The organism is Kribbella catacumbae DSM 19601, assembly GCF_000372465.1.
In the GTDB taxonomy this organism is placed as follows: domain Bacteria; phylum Actinomycetota; class Actinomycetes; order Propionibacteriales; family Kribbellaceae; genus Kribbella; species Kribbella catacumbae.
Genome location: NZ_AQUZ01000062.1, coordinates 21510 through 43297 on the forward strand (window position 1 = coordinate 21510; position 21788 = coordinate 43297).

At 66.8% G+C, this 21788-nt stretch carries 28 protein-coding genes; 10 read left to right on the forward strand and 18 right to left on the reverse strand.

Annotated elements, in window-relative coordinates; all coding sequences use genetic code 11:
* Positions 1-44 precede the first annotated feature (44 nt).
* Positions 45-761, forward strand: a complete 717-nt coding sequence (gene phoU, locus A3ES_RS0138620; protein ID WP_020392200.1) for a phosphate signaling complex protein PhoU — start codon at positions 45-47, stop codon at positions 759-761.
* A gap of 126 nt (positions 762-887) precedes the next feature.
* Here phoU and A3ES_RS0138625 read toward each other — a convergent pair whose 3' ends face one another.
* Genes A3ES_RS0138625 through A3ES_RS54625 form a run of 5 tightly spaced genes read right to left on the reverse strand, consistent with a single transcriptional unit; the run spans position 888 to position 4197 of the window.
* Positions 888-1415: a hypothetical protein gene (locus tag A3ES_RS0138625; RefSeq protein WP_020392201.1), complete on the reverse strand. Its 528-nt coding sequence runs from the start codon at positions 1413-1415 to the stop codon at positions 888-890.
* A gap of 19 nt (positions 1416-1434) precedes the next feature.
* Positions 1435-2181, reverse strand: a complete 747-nt coding sequence (locus A3ES_RS0138630; RefSeq protein ID WP_020392202.1) for a phosphoglyceromutase — start codon at positions 2179-2181, stop codon at positions 1435-1437.
* A gap of 32 nt (positions 2182-2213) precedes the next feature.
* Positions 2214-2702 (reverse strand): type III secretion system chaperone family protein, encoded by a 489-nt coding sequence (locus A3ES_RS0138635; RefSeq protein ID WP_020392203.1) that lies wholly within the window; start codon positions 2700-2702, stop codon positions 2214-2216.
* Positions 2699-3991, reverse strand: coding sequence for a D-inositol-3-phosphate glycosyltransferase (gene mshA, locus A3ES_RS0138640; protein ID WP_020392204.1), 1293 nt, complete (start codon positions 3989-3991; stop codon positions 2699-2701). Before mshA ends, A3ES_RS0138635 begins: the two co-directional genes overlap by 4 nt.
* A 47-nt stretch (positions 3992-4038) precedes the next feature.
* The gene (locus tag A3ES_RS54625) at positions 4039-4197 is read right to left on the reverse strand and encodes a hypothetical protein (protein WP_020392205.1); all 159 of its coding nucleotides are present in this window, start codon (positions 4195-4197) and stop codon (positions 4039-4041) included.
* A 56-nt stretch (positions 4198-4253) separates the two neighbouring features.
* Between A3ES_RS54625 and A3ES_RS0138650 the strand changes: the two genes are divergently transcribed.
* Positions 4254-5003, forward strand: a complete 750-nt coding sequence (locus A3ES_RS0138650; protein ID WP_026163596.1) for an SDR family NAD(P)-dependent oxidoreductase — start codon at positions 4254-4256, stop codon at positions 5001-5003.
* A gap of 468 nt (positions 5004-5471) precedes the next feature.
* Here the strand turns inward: A3ES_RS0138650 and A3ES_RS0138660 are convergent, their stop codons facing one another.
* Together A3ES_RS0138660 and A3ES_RS0138665 are read right to left on the reverse strand one after the other, a co-directional pair.
* Entirely contained in the window at positions 5472-6062 is a 591-nt protein-coding gene (locus tag A3ES_RS0138660) for a type IV toxin-antitoxin system AbiEi family antitoxin domain-containing protein (RefSeq protein WP_020392208.1), read from the reverse strand.
* Positions 6063-6103: 41 nt separating this feature from the next.
* Positions 6104-6769, reverse strand: coding sequence for a TetR/AcrR family transcriptional regulator (locus tag A3ES_RS0138665; RefSeq protein ID WP_020392209.1), 666 nt, complete (start codon positions 6767-6769; stop codon positions 6104-6106).
* A 269-nt stretch (positions 6770-7038) separates the two neighbouring features.
* Here A3ES_RS0138665 and typA point away from each other — a divergent pair, with 269 nt between their 5' ends.
* Positions 7039-8901 carry a translational GTPase TypA gene (gene typA / locus A3ES_RS0138670; protein WP_026163597.1) on the forward strand — a complete coding sequence of 621 codons (1863 nt, stop codon included), beginning with the start codon at positions 7039-7041 and terminating at the stop codon, positions 8899-8901.
* 126 nt (positions 8902-9027) lie between these two features.
* On the forward strand, positions 9028-9615 hold the full coding sequence (locus A3ES_RS0138675; RefSeq protein ID WP_020392211.1) for a L,D-transpeptidase: 588 nt from the start codon (positions 9028-9030) through the stop codon (positions 9613-9615).
* 58 nt (positions 9616-9673) lie between these two features.
* Here A3ES_RS0138675 and A3ES_RS0138680 read toward each other — a convergent pair whose 3' ends face one another.
* Positions 9674-10168, reverse strand: coding sequence for an O-acetyl-ADP-ribose deacetylase (locus tag A3ES_RS0138680; protein WP_020392212.1), 495 nt, complete (start codon positions 10166-10168; stop codon positions 9674-9676).
* A gap of 125 nt (positions 10169-10293) precedes the next feature.
* Between A3ES_RS0138680 and A3ES_RS0138685 the strand changes: the two genes are divergently transcribed.
* The gene (locus tag A3ES_RS0138685; protein WP_020392213.1) at positions 10294-11103 is read left to right on the forward strand and encodes a L,D-transpeptidase family protein; all 810 of its coding nucleotides are present in this window, start codon (positions 10294-10296) and stop codon (positions 11101-11103) included.
* Between the two features lie 15 nt (positions 11104-11118).
* Here the strand turns inward: A3ES_RS0138685 and A3ES_RS0138690 are convergent, their stop codons facing one another.
* The 7 genes from A3ES_RS0138690 to A3ES_RS0138720 form a co-directional block, all read right to left on the reverse strand.
* On the reverse strand, positions 11119-11469 hold the full coding sequence (locus A3ES_RS0138690) for a DUF2516 family protein (protein WP_020392214.1): 351 nt from the start codon (positions 11467-11469) through the stop codon (positions 11119-11121).
* Positions 11470-11559: 90 nt separating this feature from the next.
* Entirely contained in the window at positions 11560-12093 is a 534-nt protein-coding gene (locus A3ES_RS0138695; RefSeq protein WP_020392215.1) for a hypothetical protein, read from the reverse strand.
* Positions 12094-12131: 38 nt separating this feature from the next.
* Complete coding sequence (locus A3ES_RS0138700; RefSeq protein WP_026163598.1) at positions 12132-12599, reverse strand: helix-turn-helix domain-containing protein; 468 nt, start codon at positions 12597-12599, stop codon at positions 12132-12134.
* Positions 12600-12692: 93 nt separating this feature from the next.
* Complete coding sequence (locus A3ES_RS49960; RefSeq protein ID WP_020392217.1) at positions 12693-13817, reverse strand: methyltransferase domain-containing protein; 1125 nt, start codon at positions 13815-13817, stop codon at positions 12693-12695.
* Positions 13814-14776 (reverse strand): ATP-grasp ribosomal peptide maturase, encoded by a 963-nt coding sequence (tgmB, locus tag A3ES_RS0138710; RefSeq protein WP_020392218.1) that lies wholly within the window; start codon positions 14774-14776, stop codon positions 13814-13816. The genes A3ES_RS49960 and tgmB overlap by 4 nt, the downstream gene beginning before the upstream one ends.
* 1 nt (position 14777) lies before the next feature.
* Complete coding sequence (locus tag A3ES_RS0138715; protein ID WP_020392219.1) at positions 14778-14999, reverse strand: hypothetical protein; 222 nt, start codon at positions 14997-14999, stop codon at positions 14778-14780.
* Between the two features lie 93 nt (positions 15000-15092).
* Positions 15093-15425 carry a hypothetical protein gene (locus tag A3ES_RS0138720; RefSeq protein ID WP_020392220.1) on the reverse strand — a complete coding sequence of 111 codons (333 nt, stop codon included), beginning with the start codon at positions 15423-15425 and terminating at the stop codon, positions 15093-15095.
* A 165-nt stretch (positions 15426-15590) separates the two neighbouring features.
* Here A3ES_RS0138720 and A3ES_RS0138725 point away from each other — a divergent pair, with 165 nt between their 5' ends.
* Genes A3ES_RS0138725 through A3ES_RS0138735 form a run of 3 tightly spaced genes read left to right on the forward strand, consistent with a single transcriptional unit; the run spans position 15591 to position 17235 of the window.
* Complete coding sequence (locus A3ES_RS0138725; RefSeq protein WP_020392221.1) at positions 15591-15812, forward strand: hypothetical protein; 222 nt, start codon at positions 15591-15593, stop codon at positions 15810-15812.
* Positions 15809-16363 carry a DUF6879 family protein gene (locus A3ES_RS49965; RefSeq protein WP_020392222.1) on the forward strand — a complete coding sequence of 185 codons (555 nt, stop codon included), beginning with the start codon at positions 15809-15811 and terminating at the stop codon, positions 16361-16363. Before A3ES_RS0138725 ends, A3ES_RS49965 begins: the two co-directional genes overlap by 4 nt.
* On the forward strand, positions 16360-17235 hold the full coding sequence (locus A3ES_RS0138735; protein ID WP_026163599.1) for a helix-turn-helix domain-containing protein: 876 nt from the start codon (positions 16360-16362) through the stop codon (positions 17233-17235). The genes A3ES_RS49965 and A3ES_RS0138735 overlap by 4 nt, the downstream gene beginning before the upstream one ends.
* Positions 17236-17251: 16 nt before the next feature.
* Here the strand turns inward: A3ES_RS0138735 and A3ES_RS0138740 are convergent, their stop codons facing one another.
* Positions 17252-18253 carry an asparaginase gene (locus tag A3ES_RS0138740; protein WP_020392224.1) on the reverse strand — a complete coding sequence of 334 codons (1002 nt, stop codon included), beginning with the start codon at positions 18251-18253 and terminating at the stop codon, positions 17252-17254.
* A gap of 58 nt (positions 18254-18311) precedes the next feature.
* Complete coding sequence (gene ygfZ, locus A3ES_RS0138745) at positions 18312-19307, reverse strand: CAF17-like 4Fe-4S cluster assembly/insertion protein YgfZ (RefSeq protein ID WP_020392225.1); 996 nt, start codon at positions 19305-19307, stop codon at positions 18312-18314.
* 109 nt (positions 19308-19416) lie between these two features.
* Here ygfZ and A3ES_RS49970 point away from each other — a divergent pair, with 109 nt between their 5' ends.
* Both A3ES_RS49970 and A3ES_RS55760 read left to right on the forward strand, forming a co-directional pair.
* Positions 19417-20007, forward strand: a complete 591-nt coding sequence (locus tag A3ES_RS49970; RefSeq protein ID WP_202806683.1) for an LLM class flavin-dependent oxidoreductase — start codon at positions 19417-19419, stop codon at positions 20005-20007.
* Entirely contained in the window at positions 20004-20240 is a 237-nt protein-coding gene (locus tag A3ES_RS55760) for a hypothetical protein (protein WP_202806684.1), read from the forward strand. The genes A3ES_RS49970 and A3ES_RS55760 overlap by 4 nt, the downstream gene beginning before the upstream one ends.
* 70 nt (positions 20241-20310) lie before the next feature.
* On the opposite strand, the gene A3ES_RS0138755 is transcribed toward A3ES_RS55760, so the two are convergent.
* The gene (locus tag A3ES_RS0138755; RefSeq protein WP_020392226.1) at positions 20311-21687 is read right to left on the reverse strand and encodes a C4-dicarboxylate transporter DctA; all 1377 of its coding nucleotides are present in this window, start codon (positions 21685-21687) and stop codon (positions 20311-20313) included.
* Between the last annotated feature and the right edge of the window lie 101 nt (positions 21688-21788).

Here is a 21788-nt window from a genome sequence, read left to right on the forward strand (position 1 = left end):
CCGCCCGCCGCAGTACCGGACACCACAGATCGGATGCAGACACGATGCGCGACACCTATCACGAGCAGCTCGACGACATTCTCGCGGAGCTCGAACGGATGACCCGGACGGTGTCCACCGCCGTACGCCGCTCCACCACGGCCCTGCTCACCGCCGATATCCGGCAGGCCGAGGAAGTGATTGCCTCCGACATCCAGCTGGACGCGGCCGGCGAAGGCATCGAGGAGAAGGTCTTCGAGCTGATGGCCCGCCAGTCCCCGGTCGCCAACGAGCTGCGGATGCTGGTCGCCGCGCTGCGGATGGTCGCCGACCTGGAGCGGATGGGCGACCTGGCCGCGCACGTGTCGAAGATCGCCCGGCTGCGCTACCCGGCACCGGCGATCCCAGCCGAGCTGCAATCGGTGATCGAGGAGATGGGCGCCGTGGCCGGCCGGATGGTCGACGGCGCCGGTGACGTGATCAAGACCCGCGACGTCGAGGCGGCGGCCAAGCTGGAGTCGGTCGACGACGAGATGGACAAGCTGCGCAGCAACCAGTTCCGGCTGATGATGGACGACTCCTGGCCGCACGGCGTCGAGGTAGCGGTCGACATCGCCCTCCTCGGCCGGTACTACGAGCGAATCGCCGACCACGCGGTCTCGATGGCCCGCCGAGTCGTCTACCTGGTCACCGGCGAACTCCCGGTCGCCATCGGCGGCACAGCAGCCGGCTCAGGCGCGGGCGCCTCCACCCCTGGCCCCAACGGCAACGGCAGCCACTGACCCACTTCCAAAAGGCGCCCTCGGCAACCACTTGGTTGCCGAGGGCTCCTTTGTGTTGCCGCGGTGGGGCGCCCCAGATCCCGGCGGGCGCACCGGCACAGGCACCGGTCGGGGCGGCGCTCCCGGTCAGGGCACCTCCACTCCGGCCGGTTCGGTGATCGGGCGGTCGGTGACCAGGGCCGCGAGCACCAGCGGGGCGTCGCCGTCGCTGTGGCCGACGGTCGCTGCGACACAGCGACCGGTGGAGTCGACTGGGCCCCAGACGTTCAGGTCCCCGTACAGGTCCTCGGCGAAGAGCGCCTCGAAGAGCGCCTCGATGGGCGAGCCGCCTTGCCAGCGCAGGAACGGCCCGTCCAGCCGAACCGTCCGGTGCGGACCCCAGCGGGCCTCCAACGCCTTCGTCAAGGAGGCCAGCCGCGCGTCGCCGGCATCCGCTTCGTCGTTCCACTCGGCGCCGTACAAGCCGGTCAGCGGCTCGCCCTCCCACAGCGGCACGATCCGGAAGCCAGCGCCGACCGTGACAGTCCACTCCCCGGTGGCCGGATCCCCTTTGGCCTCCGTCGGGCCGTCAGCCGGCACCTGGGCCGCCAAAAGATCGTCCACCTCCGCCGCGGCACGATCCACATCGAAGGTCTCACCCGCCCGCGAGGTCACCTGACCACTCGATCCACGCTCAGCGGCCCTGGTTCTTGACTGCTTCGATGGCGGCTGCGGCGGCCTTGGGGTCGAGGTATTCGCCGCCGGGCTTGATGGGGGTGAAGTCCTCGTCGAGTTCGTAGTACAGCGGGATGCCGGTCGGGATGTTGAGGCCGACGATGGTCTGCTCGTCGAGGTTGTCGAGGTGCTTGACCAGGGCGCGCAGCGAGTTGCCGTGGGCGGTGACCAGGACGGTCTTGCCGGCCCGCAGGTCGGGCACGATCGCGTCGTACCAGTACGGCAGCATCCGCTCGACGACGTCCTTGAGGCACTCGCTGACCGGCAGAATGTCCGACGGCAGTCCGGCGTACCGCGGGTCGCCGGCCTGGTCGAACTCCGAGCCGCGCTCGATCGGCGGCGGCGGGGTGTCGTAGGAGCGGCGGAACAGCATGAACTGCTCCTCGCCGAGCTCCTCCAGCGTCTGCTTCTTGTCCTTGCCCTGCAGGCCGCCGTAGTGGCGCTCGTTCAGCCGCCAGGAGCGGCGGACGTCGATCCAGGACCGGCCGGCCTCCTCGAGGGCGATGGTCGCCGTCCGGATGGCGCGGTGCAGGAGCGACGTGTGCAGGACATCAGGCAGCAGGTCGCGCTCCAGCAGCAGCTGGCCGCCACGGTGCGCCTCCTCCACGCCCTGGGCGTTCAGGTCGACGTCGACCCAGCCGGTGAACAGGTTCTTGGCGTTCCAGTCGCTGTGGCCGTGGCGCAGCAGGATCAGGCGGTAAGTCATACCCCGCAGCCTAGTGCCCCGTGTCGGACGCACTAGCGAGGCTCCAGCCAGCCCATGAACGCGTCCAGATTCCGGGTGGATTCGCCGCGCGACAGGCGCCACTCGTATTCCTTGCGGATCGACGACGCGAAGCCCAGCTCGAGGATCGTGTTGAACGACGAATCGGCATACTCCAGAACTGCGCCCAGCAGCCGGTCCACCTCGCCGGGCGTGATGGCGTGCAGCGGAACCCGCCCGTCCAGGTGGATGTCGCCCAGATGGTCGACGGCGAAGGCGACGCCGTACATCTTGAGGTTCCGCTCCAGCAGCCAGCGGTAGACGGCCTCGTGGTTCTCGTCCGGCCGGCGCGCGACGAATGCATGCACCTGAACCGCCTGGCTACCGACCGTCAGCGACACCGTGGTCTTCAGCTTGCGCTCGCCCGGCAGGTCGGCGCTGAAGACCCCCGGTTCGGCCTCGGTGAAGTCGAGGTCGTTCTCGGTCAGCACCTGACGGATCACATCCGCCGCGGACACCCTCATCGACCAACCTCCTGGGCCAGCTCGGCCGCCATCGTCTGCTGCGCTGTCCGGTAGGCGGCCAGCGTCTTCTCCGCGGTCAGTTCCCAGCCGAAACCGCCAGCATGCTTGACCGCCGCGCGGCTCATCGTCTCGCGCAGCAACGGATCCGTCACGATCCGGCGCAGCGCGTCGGCGAAGTCACCGACATCGTGCCCCGGTACGAGCAACCCGGTCACCCCGTCCGAAACCGCCGTCGTCAGCCCGCCCACGGCGGCCGCGACGACCGGCGTACCGCAGGCCTGGGCTTCCAGCGCGACCAGGCCGAAGGATTCCGAGTACGACGGTACGCACACCACCGAGGCGGCCCGGTACCAGTCGGCCAACCCGGCACGAGCCATCGGCTTCACGAACCGGGTCACGTCGTAGACGCCTAGCTCCCGTGCGAGTTCCGCGTGCGACTCGGGGTGTTCCATCCCGTTGCCGGACGGCCCGCCGATGATCGCGACCACCAGCCGGTCCCGCAGCGACGGGTCCTGCGCGAGCATCCTGGCCGCGGCCCGGATCAAGAGGTCCGGCGCCTTCAACGGCTGGATCCGGCCGACGAACGCGAGCACGATCGCGTCCTCGCGGATCCCGAGCGCCTTCCGCGCCGCGAGCTGGTCGCCCGGGCCGAACACCTCCAGGTCGACCCCCGGGTTGACCACACCGACCTTCGCCGGCTGGGCGCCGTACAGGTCGATCAGCTCCCGTGCCTCGTCGTCGGTGTTGGCCAGCAGACGGTCCGCGGCCTCGACGACCTGCTCCTCGCCGAGCAACCGGGCCGGCGGCTCCGGTACGTCGTTCTCGGCCAGGCTGGCGTTCTTGACCTTCGCCATCGTGTGCATGGTGTGCACGAGCGGCACGGCCCAGCGGTCCCGGGCGAGCAGTCCGACCTGGCCGGACAACCAGTAGTGCGAGTGGATCACGTCGTAGTACCCGGGTTCGCGGATCGCCTCGGCGCGCAGTACGGCGCGGGCGAAGGTGCACAGCTGCGAGGGCAGCTCGTTTTTCGACAGACCCTCGAACGGCCCGGCGGCCACGTTGCGCACGTTCACGCCGGGCAGCAGCTCGACCTTGGCGGGCAGCGCGGACGCGGTCGCGCGGGTGAAGACGTCGACCTCGATCCCGAGCCCGGCCAGCCGTTTGGACAGCTCGACCACGTAGACGTTCATCCCGCCGGCGTCGCCCGTCCCAGGCTGGTCCAGCGGCGACGTATGCAGGCTGATCATCGCGACCCGCCGGAGAGGACGGACTGCCAAGGGTTGGGTCACCCGATCAGCGTAACTCCGCCGTCGCGCAGCGGAATCGGGACTTCTCCCTATCCGGCCGGCTCCGCCTGCGGAGGCTCGATGGGGAGGGCGAGAGTCTGGCCGGTTTCGAGGGCCGCGGCGAGGCTGTTGGTCAGCGCGTGCACGTCCGTGGTCTCTCGGCTCAGCTCCTCGATCAAGCCGGTGACCGCCTCGGTGCTGGCCAGCACGTTCTACTGTCCGGACTGGTTCCGTCGGTGGGCAAGCAGGCTGGGAGACTACAACCATGAGCGGAGCAGCTAGGCCGATTGCCGTCGTCACCGGAGCCAGCAGCGGGATCGGGGCCGCGTCGGCCCGTTATCTCGCCCGGGAAGGGTTTGAGGTGATCTGTGCCGCCCGCCGGCTGGACCGGATCGAGGCGCTGGCCAAGGAGATCGACGGGCGTCCGGTGCAATGCGACGTCACCTCGGCCGAGGACGTCGCCGCGCTCGCCGTCGCCGCTGGGGACCGGGTCGACCTGCTGCTCAACAATGCAGGCGGCGCCTTCGGCTTCGAGCCAGTCTCGGAAGCAGATCTGGACGCCTGGCGGCAGATGTTCGAGGTGAACGTGATCGGCGTCGCCGCCGTCACCAAGTCGTTGCTCCCGGCACTGATCGCCGCGGAGGGTCAGATCGTCGTGATGGGCTCGACGGCCGGCCAGGTCGCGTACGAGGGCGGCGGCGGGTACGTCGCGGCCAAGCACGCGGCGAAGGCGATCGTCGACACCCTGCGACTGGAACTGTTCGACCAGCCGGTCCGCGTCTGCGAGATCGCCCCCGGCATGGTGAAGAGCGAGGGTTTCGCCCTGACCCGCTTCGACGGCGACCAGGCCAAGGCCGACGCCGTGTACGCCGGAGTCGCCGAGCCACTCACCGCCGACGACGTCGCCGACATCGTCGCCTGGGTCGCCACCCGCCCCAAGCACGTGAACATCGACCGCCTGACCGTCCGCCCCCGAGCCCAAGCCGCCCAGCACAAGGTCCACCGCGCCCAGTAGCTCCTGGAGAGTGACAGCGTCCCGCCTCTGCGCGAGGCGGCGCTCAGCCGACTGATCGCTTGGCCAAGCGTGCTCCAAGCCGAATCAGTTGAGCTAGTACTACAACCTGAGCTCGTGATGTTCAGCGTGCGATCGTCGCGTTGGGCCGGACCGCCACCACTCACAAACCTCAACTGATCGCGCCCGGCCAGGCGTTCACAGGCGTGCTCCCAGGTGGAAACAGGAGGTTTATGAGTGGTGGCGGTCCGGGCCTGCCGCCCAACATCACGAACTCCGGCTGTCGCACTAGGCTGCGGTGATAGGCCTTCAAGACAAAGTTGTCGACGTACTCCGACCGGCCGAGTCGGGCCAGCCAGCGCTCGACCACGTACAAGGTAAGGAGTTCCTGGGTTCCCCGCTTCTCGCGGCGCGCCCGGTTCTGCAGATCGAGGTAGACGCGACCGGCCTGGCTTTGCCTGGTGGGGCGGCTCATCCGGCGCTTGCCACGTCGAGGGCGCGGCGGACGGGACCATAGACATCCAGTTTGCTCGCGAAGTCCAGCAGGAGCCCTGGCTTGGCCGCCCGCGACCGGAGATAGCGGTGGAGGACTGAAAACGCCAACGGCTCACCCAACCGCCCTCGCAGGCGCATCAGGTCGACCACCGTCCGGGTCGGACTGTAGATCCGTACCGATTCACCAGGTGCCGCCTCGATTTGGGACAGACCGAGATCGAAGGTCCGCGCTTCGAATCGGAACGAGGTTGTCGGCGGATAGTCGATCCGCGGTGAGGCCGACCCCTTGGGCACTGCGATCTGTACCGTCCCCGGCAACTCATCGGTCAGGTCGTACACAGCCGCTGCCGATACACAGCACACCACTGCCCGGGGTACTCGATGGGCGATGGCCAGCAGGTCCGGGTACGAAGCGGCCGGTGCGTCGGCACGGCGGAAGACGCCACGCGACAACTCCACGATCCGGCCGTCGTCACGCCAGGCGTACAGGTCACGGGAGTGGATCCCGAGCTCACGCGCCGTCGCCGTCGTGAAGGTGTCCGGCAGCTCCGGCGCCAATCCATCCATGGATCAAAGTACCGCACACTTTGATCATCCGTGAGTTACTTTTATCCAGCCCTGATGAGCCACTCACGGAGCTGCCTGGCACGTAGCCGGTCTACCGGAGGTGAATTGATCGGCAGCGGAGTTGAGGGGACCGGCAGGCCGTACGACGTGTGCAGGCGTTGGCGTACTGCTTCTACTGGGAAGGTTTCGGGGTAGATCGCGAGTTTGACCGTGATGCCTTCGAGGGTTGCTCTGAGCAACATTTCTTCGATAGCGGGGTCGGGGGCGCCGCGTTCGGCGAAGATCGTGCGGATCGCGTCCTCGATCTGGGCTACTCGGACCGACTTGGCTGATTCGACCTCGGCGAAGACCGGGTGGGTGGAGGGTTGCAGCATCAGGGAGATCGCCAGGCGCTGGATCGGGAGCGTTAAGACGGTGGCCATCAAGGTGCCGTCGATGATGCCGGCCAGGCGTTCGTCCGCGGTGCCGGTGAGGTCGAGGATCGCGCCGATGCCGTCCAGCCAGCGGTCCAGCAACTCCGCGGCCAGCCGCAGCTTGTTCGGGAAGTAGTAGGTCACCAGCCCGCGCGACACCTCGGCCCGCTGGGTGACGTCGGAGATCGACGCGGCCTCGTAGCCCTTCTCGGCGAAGACCTCGAGGGCAGCGCCGAGGATCCGCTCACGGGATCGTTCCCGCAGCGCCTCGTTCGTGCTGACCGACCGCGGCACGTTCTTCTCTCTTCGGCTGGGGCTCTGGAGGCCGAGCAACCCCCCACCTCGTGCTCGGCGCCCCAGGCCCACCCCCCGTTGCCAGGCCCCTCCCCAGGCGCCCAGTCATAGACTGTACGTACAGCGAACGAATGTCAAAGGGCCATCGGTTTCGTTGCGACAGCCCGTGACGGGTAGGATGTGATGGCTGCGCCCTGCGTCTCGAGTGGCACGTAGACCTCCCGTAGCCACCGCCTGACTTCAATCCGACTTGCTTGGAGCGCTTCCGCATGCCCCTCCGTAATGATCTGCGCAACGTGGCCATCGTGGCCCACGTCGACCACGGGAAGACCACCCTGGTCGACGCGATGCTGTGGCAGTCCGGTGCCTTCGGAGCCCACCAGCACGTCGACGAACGAGCGATGGACTCGGGTGACCTGGAGCGTGAGAAGGGCATCACGATCCTCGCCAAGAACACCGCCGTCCGGCACAAGATGGCCAACGGCGAGCAGATGACGCTGAACATCATCGACACCCCCGGCCACGCCGACTTCGGTGGTGAGGTCGAGCGCGGCCTGTCGATGGTGGACGCGATCGTCTTGCTGGTCGACGCTTCCGAGGGCCCGCTGCCGCAGACCCGGTTCGTACTGCGCAAGGCGCTGGCGCGCAACATGCCGGTGATCCTGGTGGTGAACAAGGTGGACCGCCCGGACGCGCGGATCGCCGAGGTCGTCGACGAGACCTATGAGCTGTTCCTGGACCTGCTCGACCACGACGCGGACCAGAGCGCCCTGGACTTCCCGGTCGTCTACGCCTCGGCCCGCGCCGGTCGCGCCTCGCTGACCCAGCCCGAAGACGGCGGCATGCCGGACTCCGACGACCTCGAGCCGCTGTTCGAGACGATCCTGGCGAACGTGCCGGCCCCGGAGTACACCGAGGGCGCGCCGCTGCAGGCGCACGTCACCAACCTGGACGCCTCGCCGTTCCTCGGCCGGCTCGCGCTGGTCCGGGTACACGAAGGCACCCTGAAGAAGGGTTCCCAGGTCGCGTGGTGCAAGCACGATGGCACCATCCAGAAGGTCAAGATCACCGAACTGCTGATCACCGAGGCGCTCGAGCGGGTGCCCGGCGACTCGGCCGGACCGGGCGACATCGTCGCGATCGCCGGGATCCCGGAGATCATGATCGGCGACACCCTGGCCGACCCGGACAACCCGAAGGCGCTGCCGTTCATCACCGTGGACGAGCCGGCCATCTCGATGACCATCGGTACGAACAGCTCGCCGCTGGCCGGCCGGGTCAAGGGCACCAAGGTGACCGCCCGCCTGGTCAAGGACCGGCTCGACCGCGAACTCGTCGGCAACGTGTCGATCAAGGTGCTGCCGACCGAGCGTCCCGACACCTGGGAGGTGCAGGGCCGTGGAGAGCTGGCGCTGGCCATCCTGGTCGAGCAGATGCGCCGCGAGGGTTACGAGCTGACCGTCGGCAAGCCGCAGGTGGTCACCCGCGAGATCAACGGCAAGCGGCACGAGCCGGTCGAGCGGCTGACGATCGACTGCCCCGAGGAGTACCTCGGTACCGTCACCCAGTTGCTCGCGGTCCGCAAGGGCCGGATGGAGCAGATGACCAACCACGGCACCGGCTGGGTCCGGATGGAGTTCCTGGTGCCGGCCCGTGGCCTGATCGGCTTCCGGACCGAGTTCCTCACCGACACCCGTGGTACCGGTATCGCGCACCACGTCTTCGAGGGGTACGAGCCCTGGTTCGGCGAGCTACGCACCCGCCCGTCGGGTTCGCTGGTCTCGGACCGCACCGGCGTCACCACGTCGTATGCGATGGTGAACCTGCAGGAGCGCGGCACGATGTTCTGCGAGCCGGGTACCGATGTCTACGAGGGCATGGTGGTCGGCGAGAACTCCCGCGCCGACGACATGGACGTGAACATCACTCGCGAGAAGAAGATGACCAACGTCCGGTCGAACGCGGACGAGTTCGAGAAGCTGGTGCCGGCCCGCAAGCTGTCGCTCGAGCAGTCGCTGGAATTCTGCCGCGAGGACGAGTGTGTCGAGGTCACCCCGGATGCCATCCGGATCCGTAAACTCGCGCTGACTCAGATCGAGCGCGCGAAGCTCGGCCGCAAGAACAAAGCCTGATTCAGTAGGGCAGCTCACCTGCTTGGCCGGTCCGACGGGGGAAATTTCCGGATCGTTACCAACCAGGTGGGCTGCTGCGACGTCTGACATTTTGGAAGCACTCAGTTGGGGGAAGGAAAAAAGGACATGGGCATTCTGCGTAAGCTCGGCGCCACCACGACGGCGGTCGCGATGCTGGGGGTGGGTGTTCTCACCGCCGCGACGGCGGCGGAGGCCGCTCCGGTCGCCAAGGCCGTGACGGCTCCGAAAGCTGCGCCCAAGACCGTTGTCACGCCGATGGCTGCCACCAAGAAGGCCAAGCCGAAGGCGAAGAAGACTGTCTTGGTGCCGGGTCGCCGGCACATCGCCAAGCAGTGCATGACCGGGCGCTACCTGTGCATCAACAAGAAGACCCGCAAGGTGATGTTCATCGTCAACGGCCGGCTGCTGGCCGAGGGTGACGCCCGCTTCGGCGGCTCGCGGACGCCGAGCCGGCAGGGCACCTTCAAGGTCTACCGCAAGTCGAAGAACCACCGCTCGTCGATCTACAAGACGCCGATGCCGTACGCGATGTTCTACAGCGGTGGCCAGGCCGTGCACTACTCCCCGGACTTCAAGGCCCGTGGTTACAACGGCTCCTCCCACGGCTGCACCAACATGCGCGACAAGAAGAAGGTCGCCTGGATCTTCAGCAAGGTGAAGATCGGCGACAAGGTTCTGGTCTACAACGCCTGATCCCTCTTTTGAAAGCGGCGGTCGGCTCCCCTCGGGGAACCGGCCGCCGCTTCGCGTTTCACCCCAGAGCCTTCGAGAAAGCCGTGTACAGCCGCGGCTCGACCAGACAGAAGGTCGCCAGCGTGACGGCGGTAGTGGCCTCCTGCAGCGTCCGTACGGCGATGTCAGCCGCCGACTGCTTGGGCCACCCATAGATCCCCGCAGACACCGCGGGAAGCGTCAGCCGCCGTACGCCGAGCTCGTCCGCCAGCCGCAACGCGTTGCGGTAGCAGGACTCGAGCAGCTCCGGATCCCGCTGCCCGGCGGTGTAGTTCGGCCCCACCACATGGATCACGTACTGCGCGGGCAGGTCCCCCGCCGTCGTCCAGCCGGCCTCGCCGGTCGGTACGCCGTTCGGGTAGCGCTCGATGCACTCGGCCAGGATCGACGGCCCACCTGCTCGGTGGATCGCGCCGTCGACGCCACCGCCTCCCCGCAGGGCATGGTGTGCGGCGTTGACGATCGCGTCCGTCGGCACGGTGGTGATGTCGGCCGTGGACAGCTCGATCTGCATGAGAAATAGCTTAGGCTTGGCCGGCGCAGGGGGTTATGCTCCGGCGCCGGCGTCCGCCCGATGCCAACCAAATGATCTGTGTGGGCGTCCCATCTGTAGGGGACGGATCGACTCGAGGGGTTCCGATGCGCTGGATTCGTAGTGCGCTGATTGTTCGCAATGTGCTGACCGCCGTGCTGGTTACTGCACTCGGCGGTTCCGCAATCACCGCGTCGGCAGCGCCGGAGCAACAGGTCAGTACGTCGGAGCTGAAGACGGTCCCGTTCGAGGTCAGTGGTGAGCTGGCGATCTATCCGAAAGCCTTGTGGAGCAACGGTTCCAACGGGGTCGCAGTACGGAAGGTCGAGGCTCGGCTGGTCCAGCTCAAACTGCTCGAGAAGCGGTGGCTGGACAACTCCTACGGCACGATGACTCGCTCCGCGGTGAAGAAGTTCCAGACCTCCCAGGGGATTCCGCCGCTCGGGTACGTCGACCAGTACACCTGGACGAAGCTGACCGCGGCGACCCGCGAGCCGACCCAGCTCGAGCTGTACCCGCCGGCGCCAGTCGTGGACGGCAAGAAGCTCGACCAGCGGTGTGCGACGGGTGTCGCCCTGTGTATCGACAAGACCAGCCGCAAGCTGCGCTACGTGGTGGACGGCGTGGTGAAGATGCAGATGGACGTCCGGTTCGGGGCCCAGAAGACGGCGACCCGCGAGGGCGGTTTCACGGTCGGCTGGAAGAGCCGCAACCACGTCTCGAAGCTGTACGACTCCGAGATGCCGTACGCGATGTTCTTCAGCGGCGGCCAGGCCGTGCACTACTCCTCGGACTTCGCCGCCCGCGGCTACAACGGCGCCTCACACGGCTGCGCGAACATCCGCGACCTGGCCAAGATCAAGGTCCTGTTCGACCTGGTGCACGTCGGCGACAAGGTGATCGTCTACCGGTCGTAGTACCGGCCGGCTAGGTCAGAGCGGGCGTGGGCCCCGGCGGCGGCGAATTCCCCAGCCGCCGCGACCCCGGCCGGAAGCCGCCCGCAGTGCGGGACGGGCGTCCACCAGGTAGACAGCGGCGGCGACGATGCCGATCAGGCCGAAGAAACTCAGCCAGCTCTGGAAGATCTGCGACAGCGTGAAGGTGGCCAGGATCAGCACCCAGCCGGGCTTCGTCAGTTTGTCGGCGGCGACGAAGACCGCTCTAGGCCGGAACGCGGCATCGACGAGGGCAACCAGTTTCAGACCGAGCAGCACCCACCAGATGACACCGATGGGATCACCGAACCCGGGAAACAGGTTCTGGAACGTGGCGAGTGCGAGCATGCGACGAGCCTAACGCAGGCACGGGTGGCCCACGATCCGTCGAACCTCAGATCGGGACCACCCGTACGGCACAGAGCCGGGGAACTACTGTCAGTCGCCGACCTTGGCGGCCGCGTCGGTGGCGGCCTTGGAGGCCGTCTTCGCGGTCTTGCGGGCGCTGGTCGCGGTCGCCTTCACGTTGCGCGACGCGGTGTCGGCGGTCTTCTTCGCGGTGGTCCGGGTGGCCTTGGCCTTGCTCACCGTGGTCTTGGCCTGGGTGACCAGGTCCTCGGTGGCCTTCTGGCTGCGGATCCGGGTGACCAGGTCCTTGCCGCGGCCGGCCAGGTCCTCGTAGGTCTCCTCGGCCTGGCCGAGCACGGTGGTCAGTCCGGCCTGCGCGACGGCGGGCAGCTCGCGGAGCTTGGCCGGGACGGTCTTGGCCTCGGCGGCGAGCACCTCGAGGCGCTTGCTCAGCTCGGCCTGACGCTTGGTCAGCTCGGTCTGCAGCGTCGACTGCACGGCCTTCTGGTCCAGCTGCGCGAAGCGGGTGGCGACGTCGTCGGTGGCGGCGCGGAACTTCTCCACGGCCAGGTCGCCGGCGCCGGCGATCACGTACAGGGGCGTGACGGGGGTACGGGTTGCCATCAGGCATCTCCTCGTGAGGTTTTTCAGCGGGGTCGTGACTACTGGGTGGTGCGTTTTCTTGCAGGGGTCTTCTTGGCCGCGGGCTTCTTCGCCTGCGCAGGCTCCGGTACGGGCTCTTCAGAGCCGTCGGGTGTGTTCTCACGGACGAACGAGGCGTACACGTCGAGCAGTACGCGCTTCTGCCGCTCGTTCAGCGCTGGGTCGAGCAGTACCGCGTCGACCACTCCCGGCGTACGCCGGGCGCCGTCCGGGCTCTCGTCCGGATCGAGGATGCCGGCCCGCACGTACAGGGTCTCCGCGGAGATCCGCAAAGCCTTCGCGAGCTGCTGCAGCACATCGGCCGACGGCTTGCGCAGGCCACGCTCGATCTGGCTGAGATACGGGTTCGACACACCGGCCAGATCGGACAGCTGCCGCAACGACAGCTGCGCATGCCGGCGCTGCTCGGCGAGATACTCCCCCACCGAACCAACAGCACCCGCTGCACGATCACCCAATCTGGCCATGCGTCCAGTGTGCTAGCAACCTGCTTGCAATTGCAAGCAGACACGACGTGAGGCCGCTCACGGACGGTGAAGCGAGCAGGGACGAAGGAAGGATCAGGTCGTCTGGCGAACCGTCGGCACCAGACGGTCCTTGAATGTCTTGAAGGAGACAGCAACTTGATGAGGTCCAGGGCGACCGGCGCCGACCCAGCCAAGGTAGGTGGCTTCAAGCGGACGCCACAGATCGGTCGGACCGCCGGCGGTTACCGTCTGGTCAGGGTGAAGTTCTGCCCAGGAGCCGTCCGTGTGGTGCGCGAGATAGAGGCTTTGACCATCTCTGGATTCGATCCCGAACGCGGCGACATCGGGCAACTGGAGTCCGACAGCGAAGCGAGCATCGTTGGACTCGAGATCCTCGGCTCGGATGGTTGTGGTGAGAAGTTGATTTTGTCGCGGTGCGGCGGCCGCTCTCAGCTCCACGAAGAGCGGGTCAGCCTGTGAGCGCATCGGCATGAAGGAGGCCGCGTCCGGCAAGATACAACCATCGACTTGTTGCTCTTGGTCGATGGTGAGGAGCGCGAGACCATACCCATGCAGGCTGGTTTCAAGAGTGACAAGGATCTTTCCGCCCGGCTTGGTCTGTTCGAGCCACGCCATCGGAATACGCCGTACGGCGCAGGTCGCGATGATTCGATCGTACGGCGCCCGGTCGGGATATCCAGCAGCCCCATCGGCGGTGGCGACGGTTGGGTGTAGGTCGAGAACAGCGAGGCGATCGCGCGCCGGGCCGGTCAGAGCACCGTCAACGTCGACAGTGGTGACATTGCAGTCACCGAGGTAGGTGCTGAGCAAAGCCGCGTTGTAACCCGTCCCAGTACCGATCTCCAGCACAGTGTGACGAGGGTGGAGATCAAGCAACTCAAGCATGGTGACCATGAGACTCGGTGCCGTCGAGGAGGAGGTCGGGATGCCACTGGTGTCGCCCGGCTCGCCGTTGAACTGCGTCGCCAGCGGTTGATCCGTATAGGCAATCTCCAGCCAGTCAGGGTCTTGCGAGGTCGTCTGGCGCACATCACCCGTCGTGGGATCCGGATGAAAGAATCGCGGCAGAAAGATATGCCGCGGGGTCGCCGCGAACGCCGCTCGCCACCGCGGCGACCGCAGCAACCCGGAGTCCACGAGTTCGTCCACCAGAGCATCCAGATGCCGCACGAACCGACTGTCGTTGTCGAGAGTCATCTGAGTCCTTCAATGAGGTGTTCGGCAATCGCTGCGCTGATCGGCAGATCGGTACGGTCCTGGATCCACCCCCACTGTCCGGCGGGGTTGCACTCGAACATCACCCACTCATCGTCCGGTGTGACTGCGAAGTCGAAAGCTCCAAAGGTCAGCCCGAACCGCCGCATCCAGGCGCAGACAGATCGGCGCACCTCGTCGGGCACGGCGGTCGTGTCGTAGGTGAGCGCGTCGTAGTCGGTCCGCCAATCAACGTAGGCGGCATCGCTGCCGGCATGAATGGTCGCAGCGAAGAACCGGCCACCGACAACGATCAGCCTGATCTCGTGGCGTTTCGGGATCCACTCCTGCAGGTAGTGAGCCGTGACCGTGATCGACTCGTCAAGATCGCCGACATCGATCAGGTGCGTCGGCACGGCGGTGCGATGCCCGTCTGCGTGTTCGAGTTGGGCTCCCGCGAGTGGCTTGCAGATCACCTGGTCGAAGGCAGCCACGAAAGCCTTCGCAGCCTCGAGATCGTTGGTGATCAGACTCCGCGGCACTCGCAGTCCACAGGCAGCCGCAGTAGGCAACTGGACGGGCTTGCGAGACGCGAGGTGATTGTTCTCCGGCGGATTCATCCACGCCGCTCCGACCGACTGAAGGACCCCAACCAGCCCTGCGACGGCCTCCTGCTGGGCCCACATGTCATACGGCGGCTCAACCGCGCTGGCGATCGCCGGCGGCCCCGGGTCACGCCACAGGATCGCACCGATGTCTTCGAGGTGTGCCGTTCGGTGACCGTCGGACAGCACACCCCGCCAGTAGCCATCGTGCTCGGCGGCCAACTGGATCCGCTGCGGAAAGTCAGCCAGGTCGAACCGCATCACCACAACCCCACGAGTGGCGAACTCCTCGACCAGCAGATCGGCCGCCGGATCGAGATCCTTGGCGACGATGAGGACGCGAGGCCCCCGATCCACGTCAGCCGACCAACGTGTACGGGTCGGCCGTGTCGTCGGGCCTGCTGTCCCAGTTCGTCCCGGTGCAACTCTGCGGCAACCGCTGCTGACACAACAAGGATCCGTCCGCCATCACATTGACCTGCCGCTCCCCGTCGTACCGGAACGACCCACTCTCCACTGTGATGTTGTACGGCCTGAACTGCACTCGCGCACCGAACGGAATCATGACGATCGTGGTCATCCAGCTACTCCCTTGTCGTGGTGGAACCAGTGAGTGGATGCGATGCGGGGTCAGCACCCACCCACCGGGCTTGTGAGATCGCAGAACTCTCCGTCAGTCGCTAGGACCACGCGACGGCGTGTGCGTGACCGCATAGACGCTGGCCCCGCCTCGCGCACTGACGGCCATCACACGGGCCGCCGACTCCGGACCGAAATGCGCGAAGCTCGGCACCACGACTCCGACCGCATCGTGCCTAGTGATCGCTTGCAGCAACGATTCGAAGCCGCCGTTTCCCACCTGCTCCCGATACGTCACGCCGAGCAGGTAGCCCTCACCCTGCGCCCAGGAAGCCAACTGACCGGTCAGCGCGGTCTCGAGACGTCTTGGCACTCCGTCGGCTTGAATGAACCCAAGAATCAGCGGCCGCACGGGGATCACGCCCATCTGACAACTCCCATCGATCCAAGTTCGAATGACTCATTTTGACTCAGTCGCTCTTCGAGAATGCGGTGCGTGACCATGAGCTGTCAAGTCACCACAGAGGGTTGACGGTTCGCGCTACTTGCTGCAGCCTTGGGGTCCGACTCATTTTGACTTAACGGAGGCGAGATGCGACTCACTCATAGAGCCGGCACCTGCAGCAACGGCCCGTGCCCCAACGTGTTCGACACCGATGACGGCTCCCTGGTGGCGATCCAGGGCGCAGAACTGCTCGACGCCGAGGCGTTGGCTCAGTTGAGTCAGATGCCTGCGCACGAGACCGTCGTGCTGGTGCCGCGTGAACTTCTGCTCGAGTACGCGCGAAAGGTGCAGGCCGGAGCCACGGCGTGAACTTCGTAGAGTTCGATGCCTACTTCGATCGGTTTGCGACAGATGTGTTCAGGCTCGAGAACCTGCAGAACTACGCGGTAGATGCAGAGGACGCCGGCCTCAAGGCGTTCCGCGAAGGGACGGCTCGTCCCGAACGTTCAGTACGCACAGAGCCGTGGCTGGCGCGAATTGCTGTGACAACGGTCGCTGGCAAGATCTGGCAACGGGTTCACGTCGTCGACCACCCCCTCACGGAGTACCTGCGGTATGAGATGGAGAGCTACGTCGAATCGCAGGCTGCCGGGGAGCGGATCAGGATCGCCGATCGGGCTGCTGCGGAATCTGCGCTGTCGGGACTCGGTGAGGACTTCTGGCTGTTCGACGGCGACTCACCGAAGGCGTACGCAGTACTGATGCACTATGACAACGCCGGTCATTTCGTAGGCTTCGATCACGCTGTTGAACCGGCCATACTGGACCGCTGCCGCCACGAACGGGACGTCGCCCTGCGGCACTCAATGGGGCTGAACACCTACCTAGCATCCGGAAAGGCGGTTGCCACCACGGAGTGAGCACTTCACCACGATCACCCAGAACTCCGCGGCAGCGTCTCGGGGCGGAACTCCGTCGGCTGCGCACGATGGCTGGTGTCAGCGGGAGGCAGCTCGCTGTACGTACCGGGATGAGCCAGTCCCGGGTCAGCCGCATCGAGCGTGGCGACGCACTCGCCTCGATTCCTGAGCTGACTCGATGGCTGGAGCAATCCGGCGCAACGAACCGTCTGGATGAGTTGACGACTGCCACCGCAGCGGCGCTGAACGAGACAGACGGCTGGCACGAGTTCATGCAGGCCGCGAGTTTCGGTGAGATGCAGCAGCAAACTCAGCAACGGGAGCTGGCCGTCAGGACTCAGCTGACCTTCCTGCCCACGATGGCGCCTGGTCTGCTGCAGACAGCCGAGTACGCGCGTCTCGTGTTCGCGGCGTCCGACCTAACCGGAGAGCAGGACTACGCGGCCGCAGTGCAAGGTCGGCTCGACCGGCAGCAGCTTCTGTACGACCGGGAGCACAGCTTCGAGTTCATCCTCACCGAACCAGCTCTGCGGTGGCGTCCTGGGTCGTCAGACGTACTGGTCGCCCAGCTGGACCGGATCGCCAGCCTCGCCACCTTGAGCAATGTGACCATCGGCGTCATCCCGATGGACGCAGAGACCGCCGTGATCCCCTGGCACGGCTTCACGCTGAACGAGGACGTCGACGACAGTGAGCCCTTTGTTCAGGTCGAGACCATCCATGCGTATCTGACTGTGTCCCGGCCGGAGGATGTGGAGTTGTATCGCCGTCAGTACGCCGTACTGCGTGAATCTGCCTTGATCGGGCGGGAGTTCTCCGACTTCCTCGCGGTACTGCGAGCTGAGGCCAGCCGTTCCAGTCGGGTCAACTGAGCTGTTCTTTCTCGGGTCAGCCGAAAGCGGCCTGGTGGGGTTGTACGGAGCCGACCTGGATTCCGCCGCCGTACAACGGGGACTGGGTCTGGCTGGTGATGACCTCGTGGTCGAAGCCCAGACGCTGGAGGGTTGCGGCCATCACGACCGCTCGGGCTCGGGGAGTGCCGTCCTCGATTTTCACTGCGATGCCTCGGCCGCCGGCGAGGCCTGCTGCGTAGACGCTTTCGGCGCCGGCCTTGCTGAAGAGGCCGGGGATGGCGCGGATCAGGGCGGACTCGTCTCGCCTGCTCCCGCTGGCGTAGTCGGGGAAGGAGCGGAAGGCGTCTGCGATCCGGCCTTCCAAGGTGTCCGGCGCGGCCGAGGCGAAGAGGCCGAAGGAGCGGGCCAGGCCCGCCAGGCTGATGGCGAGGATGGGGGCGCCGCAGCCGTCGACGGCGACGTACGAGACCTTCTCGCCTGCCGAGTCCTCGACCGCGGTCCGGATCACCTTCTGCAGTGGGTGTTCGGGCGAGCGGTAGTCGTTGCTGCCCCAGACGCCGTCCGGGCTCTTGGCGCGCGCGTCGTCGTGCAGCGGCCAGCCGTTGGCCACGCAGGTCGCGATCATCGCCGCGTGCTTGCCGGAACAGTTCATCGTGATCGGGTCGATGCCGTGGCCGGCCCGCACCCACTCGTCTCGCGCCTGCTCGTCGATCGGGTACTGCGCCGGCGTCCGCAGGGCCGACTCGTCCAGGCCGACGCCCGCCAGGATCCGGCGTACGCCGTCCAGGTGGAAGGCCTCGCCGGAATGCGAAGCGCCGGCGAGCGCGAGCAGGTCGCCGTCCAGCTCGAGACCGTGGCGGAGCATGCCGAGCGCCTGCATCGGCTTGTTCGACGAGCGCGGGAACATCGGCTGGTCGGTCACGCCGGCGGACCACTCGACGGAGCCGTCGGGAGCGGTCACCACGACAGAGCCACGGTGGTGGCCCTCGACAAATCCGCTGCGCACCACATCGGCAAGAATCACAGGTTCGGTCACGGCTGAACTGTACGGCTCAGGCGTCAGGTGCAAAAGTCCAGGTTGGACATGATCCGGCTCACAGCCGGGCGCGGACGTGCAGACCGACCTCGGGGTCGACGAGCAACTCCTGCGTGGCGGTCACCGTCGGCTGGTCCTCCGCGACGACCTCCAGCACGGCCTCCGGGTCGACGTTGCGCTTGATCAGCGCGAGCGCGATCGGCCCGTACTCGTGGTGCCGGGCGGCCGAGCCGATGAACCCGACCTGCTTCTCCCCCACCCGTACTGCGTACCCGTGGGCGGGCAAGTGGTCGACCGAGCCGTCCAGGTGCAGCCGGACGAGCCGGCGCGGCGGGCGGCCGAGGTTGTGCACCCGCGCGACCGTCTCCTGACCGCGGTAGCAGCCCTTGTCGAGATGGACGCCGACACCGAGCCAGCCGAGCTCGTTGGGGATCGCGCGCTCGTCCATGTCCAACCCGAGCCGCGGCGCGCCCGCTTCGATCCGCAGGGCCTCGTAAGCCCAGACTCCTGCAGCCGGTCCTTCAAGCGCAGCAAGCTCAGCTCTGGGAAGGAAGACTTCGTGGCCGCCGAGGGAGTCCGCGCCACTACGGGTTAGAGGACCTTCGGCAGGAGCCGCGCCTGGGCGCCACACGATGGCGTAGTCGGCTGTCACGTCGGTGATCTCCACGCGGGACATGAAGACCATCTTCTGGAGCCACTCGATCAGCGCTGCGGCAGCGCCCGGCTCGGTGTGCAGCCAGAAGGTCTCGCCGTCATCAATGCCGTACATCGCGTGCTCGACATGGCCGGTCGGCGACAACAGCAGGGCCGTGGTCGACGTGCCCGGCCGCAGCCCCTCGAAGTACTGGCTAGTCAGTGCGTGCAGCCAGGTGAGCCTGTCCGGTCCGCTGATGGTGACGACGTCGCGGTGGGACAGATCGACGAACCCCTTGCCGGCGACCAGCGACCGCTGCTCGCGCAGGTCGGAGCCGTAGTGAGCCGCGACCCCGGCGTCCAGGCCGTTGGCCTCGACCGCGCCTGGCAGGTCAAGCAGTGGGCTGCGCGTCAGTGACATGTCACCAGACTACGTCGCCCGGCGTACGCCGACTGCCTCCCGCTGTGGGATGTGGACAACACCCCCGCGAAGCGAGCCTGGAAGCACCAAATTCGAGGGGAGCAGGACGATGACAAGCAGAGCATTCCGGTTCGGTGTGGTGGGCAGTCCGGACCGCAGCGCCGAGGAGTGGCAGCAGACCGTACGCCGGGCCGCCGACCTCGGGTACAAGTCAGTGCTGATGCCGGATGGGCTCCAGTTGCTGTCGCCCTTTCCAACACTCGCAGTGGCCGCCATGACGGCTGACATCCGCGTCGGCACGTTCGTCGCAGCTGCACCTCTGCGTACGCCGCGTTCTGCTGCCTGGGACGCGCACACGCTGTCGGTGCTGACCGGCGGGCGATTCGACTTCGGTATCGGCACCGGACGCCCGCAGGTGGAGCAGCAGGCCACTGAGCTGGGCATGCCGTTCGGGTCGGCCAAGGAACGGCGCGACCAGGTCCGGGAGACGTTGGACCAGCTGGAGAAGCTCGACGATGACCAGCACACGCCGATCATGCTGGCGGCCGGTGGGCCCCGCATGCTCGCGCTGGCGGCTGCACGGGCCGACATCGTCTCGCTGGCCACGCCTGCGACGGCGCCACGGGAGGGGTCCGCCGGCTTGCTCAGGAGCTGCGCGAGCTGGCCGGCCCGCGAGCAGACGACATCGAGCTGGCGATGAACCTGTTCGCGGCCGGTACGACGGAGCTGCCGCCCTGGACGAAGCAGGCGACCGGCATGAGCGTTGAGGAGTTCGAGGCGAGTGGCACGCTCATGCTGCTCCGCGGGACGCCGCAGGAGATGGCGGATGAGCTGCAGCGTCGCCGAGACGAGTTCGGCGCGTCGTACATCACCATCAACGCCACGTACCTGGACGACCTAGCTCCGGTGGTTGAGCTGCTGGACGGTCGATAGACAGCACGCTGCCCGCCAGGTCCCAGACGGTTGGGAGCTGGCGGGCAGCGTGGGAGGGGTGACAGATGGACTAGTGAGAAGGACTGCTGTCTACAGCCCTTTTAGTGGCTAACGGTACGTCGCCCGCATGGGTGTCGCCGGCCGCGAAGGCGGCTTCGTCGAACGGATCCTCACCGGCGAACACCTGCCGGGCCTGGTCCTTGTCGAACGCGCCGGTCCAGTGGCCGACCAGGACGGTCGCGACCGCGTTGCCGGCGAAGTTGGTCAGCGCCCGCGCCTCGGACATGAACCGGTCGATGCCGACGATCAGCCCGACGCCGTCGACCAGGTCCGGCCGGTGCGACTGCAGACCGCCGGCCAGCGTCGCCAGACCCGCGCCGGTGACTCCGGCGGCGCCCTTCGAGGCGACGATCATGAACACCAGCAGGGAGATCTGCTGACCGAGCGAGAACGGCTGGTCCATCGCCTCGGCGATGAACAGCGACGCCATCGTCAGGTAGATCGCGGTGCCGTCCAGGTTGAACGAGTAGCCGGTCGGGACGGTGATACCGACCACGGACTTGTCGACGCCGAGGTGCTCCATCTTCCCGATCAGTCGCGGCAGCGCGGTCTCCGAGGAGGACGTCGACACGATCAGCAGGAACTCGCGGCCCAGGTAGCGCAGTAGCTGGAAGATCGACATCCCGGTGACGACCTTGAGGATCGTGCCGAGGACGACCAGCACAAACAGCGCACAGGTGATGTAGAAGGCGAGCATGATCTTGCCCAGACTCACCAGCGCGTCCCAGCCGGTGGCGCCGACGACGGCCGCGATGGCGCCGAACGCACCGATCGGCGCGACCCACATGATCATCGACAGCACCTTGAAGGCGAGCCGCTGGATGTGCCCGATCCCGTTCAGGATCGGCTGACCCGTCCGGCCCATCGCCTGCAGGGCGAAGCCGATCAGCAGCGCGACGAACACGGTCTGCAGTACTTCGCCCGCGGTCAGGGCGGACACCAGCGTCTTGGGGATGATGCCGAGCAGGAAGTCGGTGGTGCTCTCGTGCCCGCCGGCGGCCTGCTTCTGGCCCGTCTCGCGCAGCTTGTCGGTCAGGTTCAGGCCGGAACCAGGCTGGACCAGGTTGCCGACGACCAGGCCGATCGCCAGCGCGACCGTCGACATCACCAGGAAGTAGCCCAGTGCCAGTCCGCCGACCTTGCCGACGCTGGCGGCCTGGCGGACCGACCCGATGCCGAGCACCAGGGTGCAGAAGATGATCGGGCTGATCATCATCTTGATCAGGTTCACGAACCCGGTGCCGAGCGGTTTCAGCTCGACGGCGAAGTTCGGGAAGACGAAACCGACACCGATGCCGAGCAGTACGGCGACGATGACGGCGATGTAGAGGAAGTGGGTCCGGTCGTTACGGACCGGCGTCGGGCGGGGTGCGGTCGGGCTCGCCATGAGGGGGACTCCTGATCGGCCGGCGGGCGGGTTCTGAGTAACTGTGACGTGACGCACAGGACAACTGCGCATTTCGTTCATATCGTTCGCGGCCAGGCCCC

Excerpts from the sequence above, each read along its gene's own strand:
- phoU (WP_020392200.1), top strand. The coding sequence starts at position 45 with ATGCGCGACACCTATCACGAGCAGCTCGACGACATTCTCGCGGAGCTC.
- A3ES_RS0138630 (WP_020392202.1), bottom strand. The coding sequence starts at position 2,181 with ATGACTTACCGCCTGATCCTGCTGCGCCACGGCCACAGCGACTGGAAC.
- A3ES_RS0138635 (WP_020392203.1), bottom strand. The coding sequence starts at position 2,702 with ATGAGGGTGTCCGCGGCGGATGTGATCCGTCAGGTGCTGACCGAGAAC.
- A3ES_RS0138650 (WP_026163596.1), top strand. The coding sequence starts at position 4,254 with ATGAGCGGAGCAGCTAGGCCGATTGCCGTCGTCACCGGAGCCAGCAGC.
- A3ES_RS0138660 (WP_020392208.1), bottom strand. The coding sequence starts at position 6,062 with ATGGATGGATTGGCGCCGGAGCTGCCGGACACCTTCACGACGGCGACG.
- typA (WP_026163597.1), top strand. The coding sequence starts at position 7,039 with ATGCCCCTCCGTAATGATCTGCGCAACGTGGCCATCGTGGCCCACGTC.
- A3ES_RS0138675 (WP_020392211.1), top strand. The coding sequence starts at position 9,028 with ATGGGCATTCTGCGTAAGCTCGGCGCCACCACGACGGCGGTCGCGATG.
- A3ES_RS0138680 (WP_020392212.1), bottom strand. The coding sequence starts at position 10,168 with ATGCAGATCGAGCTGTCCACGGCCGACATCACCACCGTGCCGACGGAC.
- A3ES_RS0138685 (WP_020392213.1), top strand. The coding sequence starts at position 10,294 with ATGCGCTGGATTCGTAGTGCGCTGATTGTTCGCAATGTGCTGACCGCC.
- A3ES_RS0138690 (WP_020392214.1), bottom strand. The coding sequence starts at position 11,469 with ATGCTCGCACTCGCCACGTTCCAGAACCTGTTTCCCGGGTTCGGTGAT.
- A3ES_RS0138695 (WP_020392215.1), bottom strand. The coding sequence starts at position 12,093 with ATGGCAACCCGTACCCCCGTCACGCCCCTGTACGTGATCGCCGGCGCC.
- A3ES_RS0138700 (WP_026163598.1), bottom strand. The coding sequence starts at position 12,599 with ATGGCCAGATTGGGTGATCGTGCAGCGGGTGCTGTTGGTTCGGTGGGG.
- A3ES_RS49960 (WP_020392217.1), bottom strand. The coding sequence starts at position 13,817 with ATGACTCTCGACAACGACAGTCGGTTCGTGCGGCATCTGGATGCTCTG.
- A3ES_RS0138715 (WP_020392219.1), bottom strand. The coding sequence starts at position 14,999 with ATGACCACGATCGTCATGATTCCGTTCGGTGCGCGAGTGCAGTTCAGG.
- A3ES_RS0138720 (WP_020392220.1), bottom strand. The coding sequence starts at position 15,425 with ATGGGCGTGATCCCCGTGCGGCCGCTGATTCTTGGGTTCATTCAAGCC.
- A3ES_RS0138725 (WP_020392221.1), top strand. The coding sequence starts at position 15,591 with ATGCGACTCACTCATAGAGCCGGCACCTGCAGCAACGGCCCGTGCCCC.
- ygfZ (WP_020392225.1), bottom strand. The coding sequence starts at position 19,307 with ATGTCACTGACGCGCAGCCCACTGCTTGACCTGCCAGGCGCGGTCGAG.
- A3ES_RS49970 (WP_202806683.1), top strand. The coding sequence starts at position 19,417 with ATGACAAGCAGAGCATTCCGGTTCGGTGTGGTGGGCAGTCCGGACCGC.
- A3ES_RS55760 (WP_202806684.1), top strand. The coding sequence starts at position 20,004 with ATGAACCTGTTCGCGGCCGGTACGACGGAGCTGCCGCCCTGGACGAAG.
- A3ES_RS0138755 (WP_020392226.1), bottom strand. The coding sequence starts at position 21,687 with ATGGCGAGCCCGACCGCACCCCGCCCGACGCCGGTCCGTAACGACCGG.